10 protein-coding genes are annotated in these 15,848 nt (G+C 69.7%); 9 read left to right on the top strand and 1 reads right to left on the bottom strand.

The features are described 5' to 3' along the window. The first annotated feature begins 221 nt into the window (after nt 1-221). From ACIOHC_RS18955 to ACIOHC_RS18940, 4 genes are all read left to right on the top strand, one after another. Nucleotides 222-1,691, top strand: a complete 1,470-nt coding sequence (locus tag ACIOHC_RS18955) for an APC family permease (RefSeq protein WP_401843251.1) — start codon at nt 222-224, stop codon at nt 1,689-1,691. 254 nt (nt 1,692-1,945) lie between these two features. Beyond that, the gene (locus ACIOHC_RS18950; protein ID WP_351080178.1) at nt 1,946-3,097 is read left to right on the top strand and encodes a glycosyltransferase; all 1,152 of its coding nucleotides are present in this window, start codon (nt 1,946-1,948) and stop codon (nt 3,095-3,097) included. Between the two features lie 132 nt (nt 3,098-3,229). Further along, the gene (locus ACIOHC_RS18945) at nt 3,230-4,435 is read left to right on the top strand and encodes an aromatic acid exporter family protein (protein ID WP_401843250.1); all 1,206 of its coding nucleotides are present in this window, start codon (nt 3,230-3,232) and stop codon (nt 4,433-4,435) included. A 440-nt stretch (nt 4,436-4,875) separates the two neighbouring features. After that, nucleotides 4,876-5,880, top strand: coding sequence for an alpha/beta fold hydrolase (locus ACIOHC_RS18940; RefSeq protein ID WP_401843249.1), 1,005 nt, complete (start codon nt 4,876-4,878; stop codon nt 5,878-5,880). Between the two features lie 308 nt (nt 5,881-6,188). On the opposite strand, the gene ACIOHC_RS18935 is transcribed toward ACIOHC_RS18940, so the two are convergent. Beyond that, the gene (locus ACIOHC_RS18935) at nt 6,189-8,000 is read right to left on the bottom strand and encodes a hypothetical protein (RefSeq protein WP_365693257.1); all 1,812 of its coding nucleotides are present in this window, start codon (nt 7,998-8,000) and stop codon (nt 6,189-6,191) included. A 247-nt stretch (nt 8,001-8,247) separates the two neighbouring features. Here ACIOHC_RS18935 and ACIOHC_RS18930 point away from each other — a divergent pair, with 247 nt between their 5' ends. The 5 genes from ACIOHC_RS18930 (at nt 8,248) to ACIOHC_RS18910 (ending at nt 15,758) form a co-directional block, all read left to right on the top strand. Next, on the top strand, nt 8,248-9,630 hold the full coding sequence (locus ACIOHC_RS18930; RefSeq protein WP_351080185.1) for an extracellular solute-binding protein: 1,383 nt from the start codon (nt 8,248-8,250) through the stop codon (nt 9,628-9,630). Nucleotides 9,631-9,762: 132 nt separating this feature from the next. Next, the gene (locus ACIOHC_RS18925) at nt 9,763-10,794 is read left to right on the top strand and encodes a sugar ABC transporter permease (protein WP_351080187.1); all 1,032 of its coding nucleotides are present in this window, start codon (nt 9,763-9,765) and stop codon (nt 10,792-10,794) included. Next, nucleotides 10,794-11,720, top strand: coding sequence for a carbohydrate ABC transporter permease (locus ACIOHC_RS18920; protein WP_365693259.1), 927 nt, complete (start codon nt 10,794-10,796; stop codon nt 11,718-11,720). The genes ACIOHC_RS18925 and ACIOHC_RS18920 overlap by 1 nt, the downstream gene beginning before the upstream one ends. 168 nt (nt 11,721-11,888) lie before the next feature. Continuing rightward, the gene (locus ACIOHC_RS18915) at nt 11,889-14,684 is read left to right on the top strand and encodes a hypothetical protein (RefSeq protein ID WP_365693261.1); all 2,796 of its coding nucleotides are present in this window, start codon (nt 11,889-11,891) and stop codon (nt 14,682-14,684) included. Between the two features lie 99 nt (nt 14,685-14,783). Next, on the top strand, nt 14,784-15,758 hold the full coding sequence (locus ACIOHC_RS18910; RefSeq protein WP_365693263.1) for an acetylxylan esterase: 975 nt from the start codon (nt 14,784-14,786) through the stop codon (nt 15,756-15,758). Nucleotides 15,759-15,848: the final 90 nt, after the last annotated feature.

Here is a 15,848-nt window from a genome sequence, read left to right as displayed (position 1 = left end):
GAACGGGAAAGGGCGCGTCGGGTCAGAGCTGCGCCGTCCCGGGTCCGGTGCGAAGCGATGACTGGAGACTCGCCGAGCAATCAGGAACTGTCAAGACTGCTGAATCAGCAATCAAGTAAGTCGATCACTGCTAATTCATGAGTATTGACAGGCGATTTTCGCTTCCCTTATAACCAGGCCACATCGGCACTCCTGCCTGCGCCCACCCTGAGGGGAACGCCATGTCATCCCAGCCACAGACACCAGCCCCGCCCTCGTCGGACCCTTCGCACCCGTCGGGAACGGCGGCCGCCGCACTGCCGAAGAAGATGAGCTGGTTCGACGGATTCGCGATGTCGCTGACCATGCCCGCGGCGCTGATCGCCTCGCTCGGCGCCTCCATCGGCGGTCTCGGAGCCTGGGGTGCCATCGCCCTGTGGGCCGCCTCGATGGTGCTGGCCACGGCGACCAACTGGATCTACACCGAACTGGCCGCGATGTTCCCCGACTCCTCCGGAGGGATCGCGCACTACGCGACCGAGGGCTGGAAGAAGCGGGCGCCCGTGGTGGGCCCGATCGCGAGCATCGGCTACTGGTTCCCCTGGACCACGGCCCTCGCGGTCTACTCCGGGCTCATCGGCTCCTTCGTCCGGGCCCAGTGGTTCCCCGGCCAGGACTGGAGCGTCGAGTTCGGACCGCTGAAGGTGGACTTCCCCATAGCGGTGGGCCTGCTCGTCATGCTGCTGCTGTTCGGCGCCGCGATGATCGGCCTGCACGTCGCCATGTGGGTCGTCTACGTCACCGGCGGTGCGCTGCTGATCCCGCTCGCCGTCTTCATCGTCCTGCCGCTGTTCTCCGGTGACTGGAGCGCACAGGGCCTGCACTGGAACCTGCACGGTGCCGCGGGACTGCGCGAGGCCCTGGTGTGGCTGTACGTCATGGCGTGGACCTCGTTCGGTGTGGAGGTGTGCGCGACCTTCGCGCCCGAGTACAAGGACACGGTGCGCGACACCACCCGGGCCCTGCGCGCAGGGGTGCTGTTCTCCCTGGGGGTCTTCATCCTGCTGCCGCTGACCCTGTCGGGATACGTCGGCGAGAAGGCCATCGGCGAGGAGCCCACCACCTTCTTCGTCGGCGCCTTCCAGGATCTGGTGGGCGGCGCCTCCGACCTCATGGTGGTCTTCCTGATCGCCTCGTTGCTGCTCATCATGATCACCGGCCTCGCCGACGGCTCCCGCGTGCTGTACGAGATGGGCAAGGCGGGACTCACCATCAAACAGGTGGGGGTGCTGAACCGGCGCGGTGTGCCGGCCAGGGCCCTGCTGGTGGCCCTGGTGCTGAACGTCTTCGTGCTGACGGTGCTTCAGACCCCACTGGCCATCATCGTCACGGGCAACCTGGGGTACATCATCGCCCATGTGCTGGCGGTCTCCGGCTTCGCACTGCTGCGCAGGGACCGGCCCGACGCCGTGCGGCCCATCCGGCTGCCCCGGTTCTTCGTGCCGCTCGCCTGGACGCTCGCCGGCTTCCTCACCGTGGTTCTGGTGGTGGGCGCGACCGGATTCTCCATCACCGGGTACGGCGGCTACACCGAACTGGGCGTGGCGCTCGCCGTCCTGGTGGTGGCGGTGCTGCTGTGGCTGTACCGGATCAAGGTGCAGGACCGGCGGCCCGTCGACGACCCGCGGTCCACCGACGGCCGGCCGACCTGAGCGGGCGGCGTCCACACCGCGTCAACGTGCCGGAGAACAGGCGGAAAGTGGTCCTGCGGACAAGAGTTGGCGCTCCCTGCGGGCTGTCCCGTAATCCCTGGTGGATCAGCGCGCGGCGTCGGACGCGGTGCATCGCAAGGCGGAGGGGCGTCCGCACACTGGATGTATGCGGACGTTCCGACAACGCGGCGAGGTGCCGTAGCTGTCGTCGCGCGCCCGCCAGGGGTTACGGGGCGGCCCTTAGTCTCGGGCCCATGCGTGTACTTTTCGCCTCGACCAGAGGATCGGGTCACTTCCACCCACTCATTCCCTTCATCGACGCGTGCACGGCCGGGGGCGACGACGTCCTCGTCGTCGCCCCGCCGGGGCTCGAAGCGTCCTTGGCGGCCAGGGAACAGCCGTACCGCATCGGCGGGGAACCGCCCCGCGACGAACTGACGCGGGTGATGAAGCGAGTCCTGGAACTGCCCCCGGACGAGGGCGTTTCACTGATGACCACGGAGGTGTTCGGCCGGCTCGGTGTCGCCGCGATGCTTCCCGCGCTGGAGGAGGTCTGCCGCACGTGGCGGCCCGACCTCGTGCTGCACGAGGCCTATGAGTTCGCGTCGGTGGTGGCCGCCGAGCGACAGGGCATTCCGCACGCCCGGGTCGCGGTCTCGGCCGCGCGTTTCGCCCGGTCCACCGACGCACTGCTGGCCGCCGTGCTCGAACCGTACGGCCCCGGCATCACGGAACGGCTCCGCGCGTCCCCGTATCTGACGCGGCTGCCGGCCTCCCTGGATCCCTCCCCGTACGCCGTGACCCACCGCTACCACGAGCCCTCGCGGCCCGGTGCGCTGCCGGACCGGTGGGGCGGCAGCGCGCAACCTCTGGTCTACATCACCCTCGGCACCGAGGCGGGCGCCATGCCGACCGCCACCGCCCTGTACCGGGCAGTGCTGGAGGCGGTGAGCGGGCTGCCGGTACGGATACTGCTCACCGCGGGCCGCGGCACCGATCTGCGGGGACTCGGACCGCTTCCGCCCCATGCCCATGTGGAGGCGTGGGTGCCGCAGGCCGATGTTCTCGGCAGCGCCTCGCTCGTGGTCTGCCACGGCGGGTCGGGGACGGTCTTCGGGGCCCTGGCGGCAGGTGTCCCGTTGGTCTGCGTCCCCCTCTTCGCCGACCAACCGGTCAACGCCCGGCTGGTCACCGGGGCGGGTGCGGGACTCGCCGTCACCCCGACCGGGGGTCCGGCGGACGATTCGGGGGTGCTCGGCCCCGACGACGTCTCCCGCATCCGGTCTGCCGCCGAACTGTTGCTCAAGGACCCGTCGTACCGGGCGCGGGCCGGGCGACTGGCCGACGAGATGCGGGCCACCACCCCATGCAGGGAACTGATCGGCACTCTCGATCCGCACTCCTGAGCCGCGACCGCCTCGGCCGCTCCACCGGCACACGTGCGGAAGGGATGCAGCCGAACCGGACGGGCACGTCCGTACGGTGGGGTTCGGTGCGCAGGGGCGCTGCGAGGGCGTACCGGCGGGCATGGGAAAGAGATGCCAGGAGTATCCGCACCCGTGATCAAGCTTGTCCGGCGCACCACCGAGCCGGTCGGAGCGCAGACCCTGCGCTCCACGGCAGCAGCCGTCATCGCCTACGTCGTGGCGGTGTGGACCCTTCCGCATCCGGCACCGCTCACGGCACCGCTCACCGCACTCCTCGTGGTGCAGGTCACCCTCTACGCCACCCTCACCACGGGGATCCGCCGGGTGAACTCCGTCGTCGTCGGCGTGCTCATCGCCACTGCGTTCAGCTCCCTGGTCGGCCTCAGCTGGTGGAGTCTCGGACTGACGATCTTCGCTTCCCTGATCATCGGGCGGCTGGTGCGGGTGGACGAGTTCGTACCCGAGGTGGCGATCAGCGCGATGCTCGTACTGGGCGTGTCCCAGGTCGCCTCCACCGCGTGGGACCGTGTGCTGGAGACCCTGATCGGCGCAGGCGTGGGACTGCTGTTCAACCTGCTGTTCGCGCCGCCCGTGTGGGTGCAGTCGGCGGGCGCCTCCATCGACAGTCTGGCCAGGGCGATGGGGAGGATGTTCCGTGCGATGGGGGAGGACGTGGACGGGCACATCTCCGTCCGGCGGGCGACCGACCGGCTCCATGAGGCCCGTCGGCTGGACCACGACATCGTGGAGGTCGACGCCTCGCTGCGGCAGGCCGAGGAGGGCCTCACCCTCAATCCGCGCGTCAGGCAGGGACTGCTGTACCGGGTCGTGCTCCGTACCGGTCTGGACACCCTGGAGATCTGTGCCGTGGTGCTGCGGGTGTTGTCACGCACGCTGACCGACCTGGCCAAGGCCCGTACCGACGAGGCGCTGTTCCCCGCCGACGTGGCCGAATCCCTCAGGCAACTGTTCGGGCAGATGGCCGACGCCGTCGAGAGCTTCTCGGAGCTGATCACCACTCCGGTCGCGGAGAACGCCGAGGAGGCCGAGGACCGGCTGGCCCGCGCACTCGCCGTCAGCCGCGCGACCCGAGACCAGGTGGCGGATCTGCTCCTCGAAGACGTCTCGGAGCATCCCGGGCAATGGCAGTTGCACGGGGCCCTGCTCGCAGAGGTCGACCGGATTCTGGACGAGCTCGACATCGACAAGCGCACGGAACGCCTCGGCAAGGAGCTCGACCGGCGCTCCGCGCAGGTGCACGACCGTCATCCCTGGCTGCACGCGGTGTCGCGACGGCTCGGAGGCACCAGGAACTGAGACGGCGCGGACGGACGGCAGCATCCGGAGGCCGGAAGCCGTTCGATGGCGACCATGGCCGCGTCGTCACCCGGACGACCCTCGGCGTGGCGGACCGGGTCGGCGAAGAGGGACTCCAGCAGGGAGCCCGGCCCGCTGCCGCAGTGCGAGGCGGCCCGTCCCGGGAGCGGACAGGAGACCCCTGACCGGTCCCGGGACTTCGGGTCTTCCGAAACAGCTGCGGGAACGGCGGGGAACCCATGTTTCCGGGACACCTCACCCGATCCGCCGCCGCGACAGCGGATCGGCGCGGCCCGGCAACACCCGTCGTCACTCTGCGTCGCCTGCGACTCACCCGGACGGTCGGTCGCTTTCACCCGCCTGCTTCCCGTGTCGCGCCGTTCCGGCCGGGCCTGGCAACGCTGGGCCCACCAACCGCTCCTCGACGAAGAGAGAACAGCATGACCGTCTCGGCCTTCCTCGCCCCGCGGACACGGATACCCGGGCGTCGCGCGCGGATCGTCGCCACCGCACTCACCACGGCGGTCCTCGCCACGGCCCCCGCCGCCGTCGCGGCCGACGGCAGCGCCGATGCGGCCGGCGCCAAGCCCACGGTGGTGCTGGTGCACGGCGCGTTCGCCGACGCATCGAGCTGGAACGGCGTGACGGAACGACTGCAGCGTGCCGGCTACGAAGTCATGGCCCCGGCCAATCCACTGCGCGGGCTCGCCCATGACTCCGCGTACATAGCCAGTGTGCTGAAGAGCATCAGGGGCCCGATCGTGCTGGCCGGGCACTCCTACGGAGGTGCGGTGATCAGCGACGCCGCCGCGGGGAACCCGCAGGTGAAGTCACTGGTGTTCGTCTCCGCGCTCATGCCGGACAAGGGGGAGAGGCTCGCGGATCTGTCGGCGAAGTTCGCCGGAAGCGAGCTGAACGCGGCGCTGAAACCGGTGCCTTTCCCGGACGCCGAGGGTGGGGAAGGGGCCGACCTGTACATCCGGCCCGCCAAGTTCCACGACGTCTTCGCGGCGGACGTGCCGTCGGGTACCACCGCTGTCATGGCCGCTGCCCAACGCCCCATCAACGGGGCCGCGTTCATGGAGAAGGCGGTGGGGGCCGCCTGGAGGACCATCCCGTCCTGGGCGCTGGTCGCCACGCGTGACAAGGCCATCGCCCCGGACCTCGAACGCTACGAGGCCAAGCGCGCCAAGTCCCACATGGTCGAGGTCGACTCCTCGCACGTCGCGATGGTGTCGCGCCCCGACGCCGTCGCAGATCTCGTCCGGAAGGCCGCCGGAGACAACACACCGGCCGCGTCCACCATGGCCTCGACGGGCACCAGCAGGCTGGTCCTGGCCTGCCTCGGCGGACTCGCGGGCGTGACCCTCGTGACCGGCGCCGGCCTCGTGACGGCCGTCCGCAGGCGTCGGGCCGCCGGCAGCGGGCCCGGAACAGCCCTCTGACCCGTCGGCGAGGGTTCGGGTGCGGGCCGGTCCCAGGACCGGCCCGCCAGTGACTTCGTCGGCGATGTCGTGTCCGTCACGGGGAGCACGTCCCCCGCCGCGGTGAAGGGAGCCGTCACGGCGCCGATGCGTGATCAGGCGGTCGTTCGGGCTCCCTCGCCATACGGCTCCTGGGTACGCGGGACTCCAACTCGCCTGTCGCCCGGCCGGGTTCGCCCGCCGGATCGCTGTACGACGGTAGGCGTGGTCCCTTCGCTTCGTGCCGACGAGCCCGCTCCGGCCCCGGGCCGGAGCGGGGCCCCGGACGTCTACGGAACCAGCCGGGACTCCGACAGTCGGGGCGAGGGCGGTGGCGCGCCGTCCAGCGTCGCGGAGTACAGCGCGGCGTGCTCCTCGCGGGACACCACCGACCGGCCGCCGCGCAGGGTGAGCCGGCGCCCCTGCGGCGTCGTCCAGCGCACCTCCGCGCAGTTGCCGGCGCCGTCCACCTCGGGGTCCGGCACCTGCTCCCCGGTCGGTCCCGTGGCGGACGGTACGAGGGAGAGGGACCCCGCGGCGAAGGTGTCGCCCAGCGTCGCCCAGTCCAGCTCCGCCGGGCTCCGGCTCTCGAAGAGGACGACCTCGATCCGTATCCCGTCGGCGCGCGGGACCACCCGGACCGTCGGCCTACGGTCGCCGAAGCTGCCCCCGGCCAGCCTGAAGACCAGCCGTGCCGTCCCCAGATCGAGATCGACACCGTCGTCGACCGCGGAGATCTCCGGCACGGGCGGCGCGCCGATCACGTCCGTCACCAGCCGCAGTGACCGTGCCCGGAACCGGTCACCCGGCCGGATCATGTCGAGGTGGTGGTGCCGGTCGCCCGCCGGGCAGGCGAAGCCCGTCAGCCAGGCGACGTGCGGGCCGCTCTGCACGGTGGAGATCACCCCCGAGGCGAAGTCGAAGTCCTCCGCCCCGTCGTCCTTCAGCAGATGGACGTGCAGATGCCCGAGGGTGCCGTCGGGACGTACCCAGTGGCCGAACAGCGGGCGCCGCTGCAGCCAGGTGTCCTGGTGGTTCACGCTGCCCAGCGTGGTGACCGGGTCCAGCCAGGTGGTTCCCGTCTCCGGGGACGGGTTCCCGGCGAAGAGCTCCCGGTGCTCGCGCTCCCCCTCCAGCTCCAGCAGCCGCGGCAGGGCCCAGTCGGGCACGCGGTAGTCCACGCAGGAGTCCACTCCGACCGACATCTCCCCCTGGACGGGGTGGACCTCCGGGGCGCCCAGCACCCCGCGTACCGCCTTCACCAGGAATGGCGGCACGCCCAGATCATTGCTGTAGCAACGGGCCATCGGGCCGGAGAGCTGACGGGTCGGCGGATGCCAGCGGGCCAGGAAGTGCAGCCAGAGCCGGTCGTGCAGGCGGTCGTTGAGGACCAGCACCTCCTCGTCACGTACGTGCTCCCTGATCAGGGTCAGGGTCTGGAGGACGACGCCCCAGTAGGACGGGCTGTTGAACTCGGTGAAGCTGCCGGTTGTGTCGATCGCCTCGCACAGGCGCACCACGCGGTCCTTGCCGTACGCGAACAGCTTCTCGTCGTCGAGGAGTCTGCCCGCCGCGAGCGTGACGAACGTGCCCATCACGGCAACGTTGGTGTACGACATGGGGACGTTCCTGCGGACGATCGACGCCGCCGCGTGTCGTACCGACTCCCGGACCTCCCGCAGCACCGCGGGGGGCAGGCGGTCGCTGTGCCGGGCGTGCACCAGCAGCAACTGGATCCCGAGGAAGTCCGCCCAGTTCCAGTCGGCCGGGTCCATCTCCGCCGCGGATTCCTCGGCGTAGTAGCCCCAGATGCCGTAGGTGGCGCTCTCCACCGACCGGTCCTGGAGCTCCGCGATCCGCAGGATCACGGCGTGCGCGCGCTCGGCGTCGCCCGCACCGCCCCGTTCCAGCAGGAGCAGCGCGTACTGCAGGGAGTTGCGGGTGGGGTGGGCGAGACCACCCTTGATGTGTGTGTGGATGGGGTTGTACGGGGCTTCGATCTGCAGCAGGTTCGCCTCGGGGTCCCAGCAGCGGTCGCCTTCGGAAAGGGCCGCTCGCAGCAGGGTGCGGTCGTACTCGGCGGCCGACCAGGCAGGGTGCACGGGATGTCCTCCAGCTCGCGACCGTCGGGCCGACGATCTTCGGCAATGTGCGGGAAACGTTTTCCAGAGGCTAGGCCGATGTCACCGCCTCGGCAAGAGGCTCATGGTCAACCCGGGCCGGAGATCCCCTCCTCGCCCCCATTGACGCGGCGATATCGGGCGGTGCAAGGTGACCCCGGCTGGAAAACGCTTTCCGGCCGTTTCCGGTCTGCCCTGAGTTTCTGGTCTGCCCTGAATGGAGTCCTCGATGAGACCCTCCCTGCGCACCGCCCTCACGGGCGTCACCGCGGGTGCGCTCGTCTGCGTGCTTGCCTCGTGTTCCGGTTCCGGCAGTGACAACGCCGCCGACGGTACGGTGACCATCACGGTCTCCGGGCGCCCGCCGGCCACCAGCGCGGCCGCGCTCAAGATCTTCAACGCGCGGGTGGCGGAGTTCGAGAAGGCCAATCCCAAGATCAGGATCACGACGAACGAGTACCAGTACGACCAGCAGAGCTTCCAGACCAAGGTGGGCGGCGGCAGTCTGGAGACGGTCGTCCGGGTGCCGCTGACCGAGATGTCGGGCCTGATCAAGCGCAGGCAGATCGCCGATCTCACCACTGACTTCAAGGGGTTGAAGCACAGCGGGGACTTCAACCAGGTGGTGCTCGGCGCCGCGAAGGGCCTGGACGGCAAGATCTATGGCATACCCACCGAGGAGTACGCGCTCGGACTGGTCTACAACCGGGATCTCTTCAAGAAGGCCGGACTCGACCCCGACAAGCCGCCGACCACCTGGCCCGAGGTCCGTGCCGCGGCCAGGGCGATCTCCGCGAAGACCGGTGCCACCGGCTACGCCCAGATGACCAAGGAGAACACCGGCGGCTGGATGCTCACCGCCATGGCCTGCTCCTTCGGCGACGACATGCAGGAGGAGTCCGGCGGCAAGTGGGTCAACACCTTCGACCGGTCCGGCAGCGGTGCCGAGAAGTCCCTGAAGGCGCTCAAGGAGATGCGCTGGACGGATCAGTCGATGGGCAAGAACCAGCTGCGCAACCTCACCGACATGGAGAAGGACTTCTCCGCCGGAAAGATCGGCATGACGATCGCCGGGCCCAGCATCATCAACCACTACATCCTGCAGTACAAGGGCGACCCGGAGACCATCGGGCTCTCCGCCATGCCCACGGACGGCAGCAGCAAGCGGACCCTGACCGGCGGCGCCGTCGCCGTGGTCAGCCCCAGGGCCACCGCGCAACAGCGCGAGGCCGCGGCGAAGTTCATCGACTTCTACTACCTCGCCCCCAAGTACGACGTCGCGCTCGGCGAGAAGGACGCGGCGTCCATGAAGAAGGACGGAGCCGTCGTCGGTGCGCCGACCGTTCCGTTCTACAAGCCGGCCATCGCCGACCCGGTCCAGGCCGCGATCGACGAGCTGGCCAACGTGCCGGTCGCGCACTTCGCCCCGTACGCCAAGGCGCTCGACGAGTACGAGCTGGCCATCGAGCCGCCCGTCGAGGCGCAGAACGTCTACAAGGTCCTCGACAGCGCCGTGCAGGCCGTACTGACACGCCGGGACGCCGACCCGGCCGAGCAGCTGAAGAAGGCTGCCTCGCAGGTCAAGTCCCAGGTGGAGCGCGCGCAGCACTAAGGGATGTGACTTCGAACTGTCGTCTGTCGCGGGGCCGCCCTTCGCACGACGACGGGAAGGTGACGACAGGCCTCGGAGCGCGTCCGGCACATCAGGCACGAGAACAGCACGAGGAGAGGCGAGGAGACGTCAATGAGCAGGTCACACGCACCTGCGGCGCCCGCCGGGAACCGCACCCATGAGAACCGGACGCGGAAACAGCGCTCCGCCGACCCCTCCGCGGACCGGTCGCGGACAGCGGACGGGCTGCCGCGCACCCCCTCCCCGCGTCGCGGCGGCCCCGGGCAACGCGTCGTCCGCTGGGTCAGGCAAGGAGGTGTCACCACCATCCTGTTCGGCCTGCCGATGGTGCTGTGCTTCGCCTACTTCTCCTGGTGGCCGATCGTCCAGAGCGTGCGGCTCAGCTTCCAGCAGACCAATCTGGTGGGCCCCGCCGCCTGGGTGGGTCTGGACAACTTCCGGCACGTGCTGGACGACCCGCTGCTGTGGACGGCCGTCGAGAACACCGCGCTCTTCGCGCTGCTCGCCCTGGTGATCGGCTTCCCGGTGCCGCTCTTCCTCGCGGTGCTCATCGCCGAACTGCGGCGTGGCGGCACGCTGTTCCGTATCCTCGCCTACCTGCCGGTGGCGATTCCCCCGGTCGTCTCCGTCCTGCTCTGGAAGGTGTTCTACGACCCGGACGCCGGCCTGTTCAACCAGTTGCTGGCCCATGTGGGCCTCGGCCCGTATCCCTGGCTGCAGTCCACCGACACCGCCATGCTGTCGATCGTCCTGGAAGCCACCTGGGCGGGCTTCGGCTCCACGGTGATCATCTATCTGGCGGCACTCGGCTCCGTACCGGCCGAACTGTACGAGGCCGCCGAGATCGACGCGGCGGGCATCTGGCGCCGGGTCCGGCACATCACCCTGCCGTCGCTGCGCGGGGTCATCCTGATCATGCTGCTGCTCCAGATCATCGGCACCCTGCAGGTCTTCACCGAACCCTTCGTGATGACGGACGGCGGCCCGGAGGACTCCACTCTCACCGTCCTGATGCTGATCTACGACTACGCCTTCCAGAACGGCGACTTCGGAGCCGCGACCGCGCTCAGTGTGATGCTGGCCCTCGTGCTCGGCGCGCTCTCGGCGGTCTATCTGCGGGCGACGAGGAGCTGGAGCAACTGATGGCCGTACAGACCCCCCTTCGCACCCGCCGCAGCAGCCGTCCCGAGGAGAGCGGACGCGGACTCATATCCAACGCCGACCGGCGGCGGACCTCCGTACGCGTCTCGCTCCGCTCCGTGCAGACCCTCTCGCTCCTGCTGCTGCTCGCCTTCGGAGCCGCACCTCTCTACTGGACGTTCAAGGGCGCCGTCTCACCGACCCAGGAGCTGCTGCGCGATCCGCTGGCGCTCTGGCCCGGCCACGCGCAATGGGACAACCTCTCCCGCGCCTGGAACGAACTGCGGGTCGGCCAGTATCTCTGGAACACCGTGGTCCTGGTCACCGGCTCGGTCGTCGCACACCTCGTCGTCGCCACCACCGGCGGATACGTGCTGTCCGTGCTGCGCCCCAAGTGGGCGGCGCCCGTGCGATGGATGGTGCTCGCCACCCTCTTCATCCCGGGCTCCATCTCCCTGGTCGCGCTCTACCTCACCGTGCTCGACCTGCCGGGCCTCGGCATCTCGCTGGCCAACAGCCCGTGGGGCGTCTGGCTGCCGCACGCCGCAGGCGCCTTCACCGTGCTGATCGTGATGAAGTTCTTCGACGGCGTCCCGCGCGAACTCTTCGAGGCCGCCAAGGTCGACGGCGCGGGCCCGTTCATCATCTTCCGCCGGATCGTGCTGCCGATGTCGCGGCCGATCCTCGCGGTGGTGACCCTGCTGACGGTCATGAACTCCTGGAAGGACTTCCTCTGGCCCCTGATCGTCATCCCGGACACCGAGAAGCAGCCCATCTCCGCCGCGCTGCCGCGTCTCGCGGAAACGGCGGAACAGTCGCTGCTCATCGCCGGGATGCTGCTCGCCATCCTGCCACCGCTCGTGCTGTTCCTGATCTTCCAGCGGCAGATCGTACGCGGCGGGGGAGGTTTCACCGGCCTCAAGGGATGAGTTCACCCGGGCACCGACGCGGACCCGGTCCGCGCGGCCGACGGCGGCAGCGGTGCGCGCCGACGGCACACGGGCCGGTGTGCTCCGCCGGGGCACAGCCGACGGAGCACACCACCACCCGGGAACCACCGATACGCACCGCGCCGATCCGATCGAGAGGATGCCTCGATGGAAAAGAACGGCACGATCCGGCCAGGCCCGCTGGTTCCGGCCAGAGTAACGGGCCGCGCCAGACGGCCCGTCGCATGGGGCGGCGCCGCCGCCCTGCTCGGCTGTCTGCTGGTGGCAGCGCCGTTGCCCGGTACGGCTCCGGCCGCGCACGCGGCCGGCACCCTCACCGTCACCTCGCCCGATCTGATCTTCGTCAAGGGACAGTCGAAGATCACCCTGGCCTCCGACGAGGCCTCGGTGGCCTGGAAGGTCATGGACGACCAGGGCCTGACCGTCGCGTCGGGCACCGCACCGGTCTCGGGCGGCACGGCCACCGTCGACGTCACCACGCTCGGCAGCGGCTACTACACGCTCACGGCGACCGCGGGTGCCACCACCCGTACCACCAATTTCGGTGTGCTGACCGCGCTGGCCGGCCATGAGCAGAAGGATCCCCGCTTCGGCACCGGCATCCACTACGGGTGGAACGACGGCGACGACCAGAAGCTGCTGCGTTCGGTCAAGCTGATGGGCATGCACGGGATTCGCTCCGACATCAACTGGAGCGCCATCGAGAAGACGGCCGGCGAGTACACCTGGAGCGGCTACTCCACCGACCAGCACATCCCGTACGCCAAGACGCAGGGGCTGACCGCCCTGCCCATCTCCGCCTACCGGAACCCCCTGTACGACAACAACCGGACACCGGCATCCGACGCGGCGCTGGAGGCCTACGGAAAGTACACCGCCGCCATCGTGGAGAAGTACCAGCAGTCCACGAAGGAGGTCGAGATCTACAACGAGTACAACTCGACCGGCTTCAACAACGGCACCTGCGGCATCACCGCCGACTGCTACCTCAAGCTGCTCAAGGCCAGCTTCGGCAAGGTGCACGCCAAGGTGCCGGACGCCACCGTCGTGGGCGGCGGCCTGGCCGGTCTCCAGACCGACTGGCTCAAGCGGCTGTACGCGATCGGCGGCCTGGACCACATGGACGCGCTCAGCGTCCACGAATACGGCTACCCGAGGCCGCCCGAGGAAGCCCTGGCGAAGCTGCCGCAGGTGCGCGCCGATCTGGACGCGGCGGGCGGCAAGGACTTCCCGCTGTGGATCACGGAGAACGGGTACCCCACCCACAGCGACGGCGTCACCCCGGGCGTGCAGGCCGAGTACCTGCCGCGTGCCCAGATCTTCTCGTTCGCCTCGGGTGTCAACCGCTACTACTGGTACGACCTCACCAACGACGGCAACGACGCCACCGACAAGGAGCACAACTTCGGCGGATTCAAGCGCCCCACCGCCGACGTCAAGGCCTGGCAGCCCAAGCCGTCCGTCGTCACCGCGGGCGTCCTGATCCGCCAGATCGCGGGCCGCGCCTACACCGGCCGTGACGACGCCGGTTCCGACGCCGTCCGCTCGTACCGCTTCGGCACCGGTGCCGACACCGTCCGGGCGCTGTACACGACCGCGACGACACCCGGAACCGTGGAGCTCTCGGCCACCGGCCCGCTCACCGTCACCGACCAACTGGGCCACGCGAAGACCTACACCCCGGCCGGCGGCAGGGTACAGCTCGGGGTCGACGGAAAGGTGCTGTACGTCAAGGGCGCGGTGACCGGCGTCAAGGCCGTGACCGCCCCTGTCTTCTCCCTCGCACTGCCGAAGCGCTCCAACACGGAGGAGACCGTCGGCGCGGTGCTCCAGGTGGACCGTACGAAAGGGCACACTCCGATGCCGCCGCGCGTCGACTTCCGGATCGCCGGGGCCGACTACCGGTTGATCGCGCGGCCCGGCAAGGTCACCCGCAAGACGGTGGAACTGCCCACCTCGTCCCTGACCGGGGCTCGTTCGGTCAGTGGCACGGTCGGAGCGGGACCGCTGACCCTCGGCCGGATCACCACCGACACCGAGGTGGTGCCCCCGACCGAGGTCACCTTCGACCCGGTGGTGAAGAAGGCGGCGCCGTTCGCCGCCGGACTCGAGGTCACCGTCACCAACAACCGCGCCCGCTCCGCGCTCGACCTCACCAAGCTGGAGTGGCAGGTGAACGAGGGCACCGCCTATCTGGACCGCGGCACCATCGACGGACCGATCAAGGTCGGCACCGGGTCGAGCACCTCGTACACCGTGGACGCGCGCAACATCAAACCCTGGAACCGCTACTGGACGGCCGCCTACATCAGTACCCCCGACGGCACCAGGACCCCCGTGGGTACCTGGAACGGCTGGGGCGCCGTGCAGCCCGAAGGTACGGACACCACCACGCCCATCGACATCGCCGCTCAGGGCAAGCTGTACTTCGCGGGCGGCTACCAGGGTGCGGCCGACCTCTCCGGCACCATCCGGCCCCAGTACACCGATGTCGGGCTCGTGCTGAAGGGCGAGATCACCGACAACGTCCTGGCCCAACCCGCCACCACCGCCGAGAACATGTGGCAGGGCGACAGCATCCAGTTCGCCGTCACCCCCCAGCTGCCCGGCCGCAGCCGGCAGTACGTCGAGGTCGGCGCCTCGCTGGTGGGCGGCAAGCCGCAGGTCCACACCTGGCGGCCGCCGCCCGGCCAGACCGCCGGGCCGACCCCGGGTGCCACCGCCCGGATCACCCGCGACGGCACCACCACCCGCTACACGGTGACGGTGCCCTGGGCCTCGCTCGGCCTCAGCGGCAAGCCGACCGCGTCCATCGGACTCGCCATCGCCGTCAACGACTTCGACGACGACGGCCGGGGGCGCGGCTGGTCCGAGTGGGGTTCGGGCATCACCAACAACTCCAAGAGCGCCACCGGCCTGCGGGCCGTCCAACTGACCGACTGACCCACCGATGAACTGGCGGGGCCGGGTGCACCTGACAACACCCGGCCCCGCCGCTCCATGACCCGCAGTACCACGTGTCATCGTGAGGAGACCAACCCCATGGCCCTGTTCGACCTGCCGCTCCACGAACTGCGTGACTACCGGCCGCAGATCGACGAACCGGAGGACTTCGACGCCTTCTGGTCGAAGACCCTGGCCGAGACCCGCTCCCACGACCTCGCGGTCTCCTTCGAACCCGTCGACACCGGGCTCACCGGCATGCGCACGTGGGACACCACGTTCGCCGGCTTCGGCGGCCACCCCGTCAAGGGCTGGTTCAGCGTTCCCGCGCACGCCGAGGGCCCGCTGCCGCTCATCGTCCAGTTCCACGGCTACAACGGCGGTCGCAGCCTCCCGCACTGCTGGGGCATGTGGCCGCTGGCCGGCTTCGCCCACTTCATCATGGACGTACGTGGCCAGGGCAGTGGCGGCAACGTCGGCGACACCCCCGACCCGGTCGGCTCCGGTCCCTCCCACGCCGGCTTCATGACCCGCGGCATCGAGGACCCGGAGAGCTACTACTACCGCCGGGTCTACGCCGACGCCGTACGCGCCGTGGAAGCGGCCCGCTCCCACCCGCTCGCCGACCCCTCCCGCACCGTCGCGCTCGGGGGCAGCCAGGGCGGCGGCCTCGCCCTCGTGGTCGGCGGCCTCGTCCCCGGCCTGGCGGCCGTCGCCGCCGACGTGCCCTTCCTCTGCCACTTCGGCCGGGCCGTCACCCTCACCGACGCCAACCCGTACGCGGAGATCGCCGGCTACCTCAAGATGCACCGCGGCAAGGAGGAGACCGTCCTGCGCACCCTGTCCTACTTCGACGGGGTCTCGTTCGCCGCGCGCGGCAGCGCCCCCGCGCTCTTCTCCGTCGCGCTGATGGACCAGGTCTGCCCGCCGTCCACGGTCTTCGCCGCCCACAACGCGTACCGCGGCAGGAAGAACATCGAGGTCTACCGGTTCAACGGGCACGAAGGCGGCGCCATGTTCCAGGAGGCCGCGCAACTCCGCTGGGTGCCGAAGACCCTGGAGAAGACCGGCTGAGCCCCTCGCGGTCCGGTGGGTGTTGTGGATCACGGACAGACTGTGGACAGCACGTATATGGTCCTTCGGGGCACGTCAAGGCCCCGGGAC

It is taken from the genome of Streptomyces sp. NPDC088252 (assembly GCF_044740965.1).
Classification (GTDB): Bacteria; Actinomycetota; Actinomycetes; order Streptomycetales; family Streptomycetaceae; genus Streptomyces.
Note: the sequence above shows the minus strand (reverse complement) of the source record. Positions and strands in the feature narration are given on the sequence as shown.

What these genes read in the sequence shown, in the direction of transcription:
- ACIOHC_RS18945 (WP_401843250.1), top strand. Translation starts at nt 3,230, where the DNA reads ATGCCAGGAGTATCCGCACCCGTGATCAAGCTTGTCCGGCGCACCACC.
- ACIOHC_RS18915 (WP_365693261.1), top strand. Translation starts at nt 11,889, where the DNA reads ATGGAAAAGAACGGCACGATCCGGCCAGGCCCGCTGGTTCCGGCCAGA.
- ACIOHC_RS18920 (WP_365693259.1), top strand. Translation starts at nt 10,794, where the DNA reads ATGGCCGTACAGACCCCCCTTCGCACCCGCCGCAGCAGCCGTCCCGAG.
- ACIOHC_RS18950 (WP_351080178.1), top strand. Translation starts at nt 1,946, where the DNA reads ATGCGTGTACTTTTCGCCTCGACCAGAGGATCGGGTCACTTCCACCCA.
- ACIOHC_RS18955 (WP_401843251.1), top strand. Translation starts at nt 222, where the DNA reads ATGTCATCCCAGCCACAGACACCAGCCCCGCCCTCGTCGGACCCTTCG.
- ACIOHC_RS18925 (WP_351080187.1), top strand. Translation starts at nt 9,763, where the DNA reads ATGAGCAGGTCACACGCACCTGCGGCGCCCGCCGGGAACCGCACCCAT.
- ACIOHC_RS18930 (WP_351080185.1), top strand. Translation starts at nt 8,248, where the DNA reads ATGAGACCCTCCCTGCGCACCGCCCTCACGGGCGTCACCGCGGGTGCG.
- ACIOHC_RS18940 (WP_401843249.1), top strand. Translation starts at nt 4,876, where the DNA reads ATGACCGTCTCGGCCTTCCTCGCCCCGCGGACACGGATACCCGGGCGT.
- ACIOHC_RS18910 (WP_365693263.1), top strand. Translation starts at nt 14,784, where the DNA reads ATGGCCCTGTTCGACCTGCCGCTCCACGAACTGCGTGACTACCGGCCG.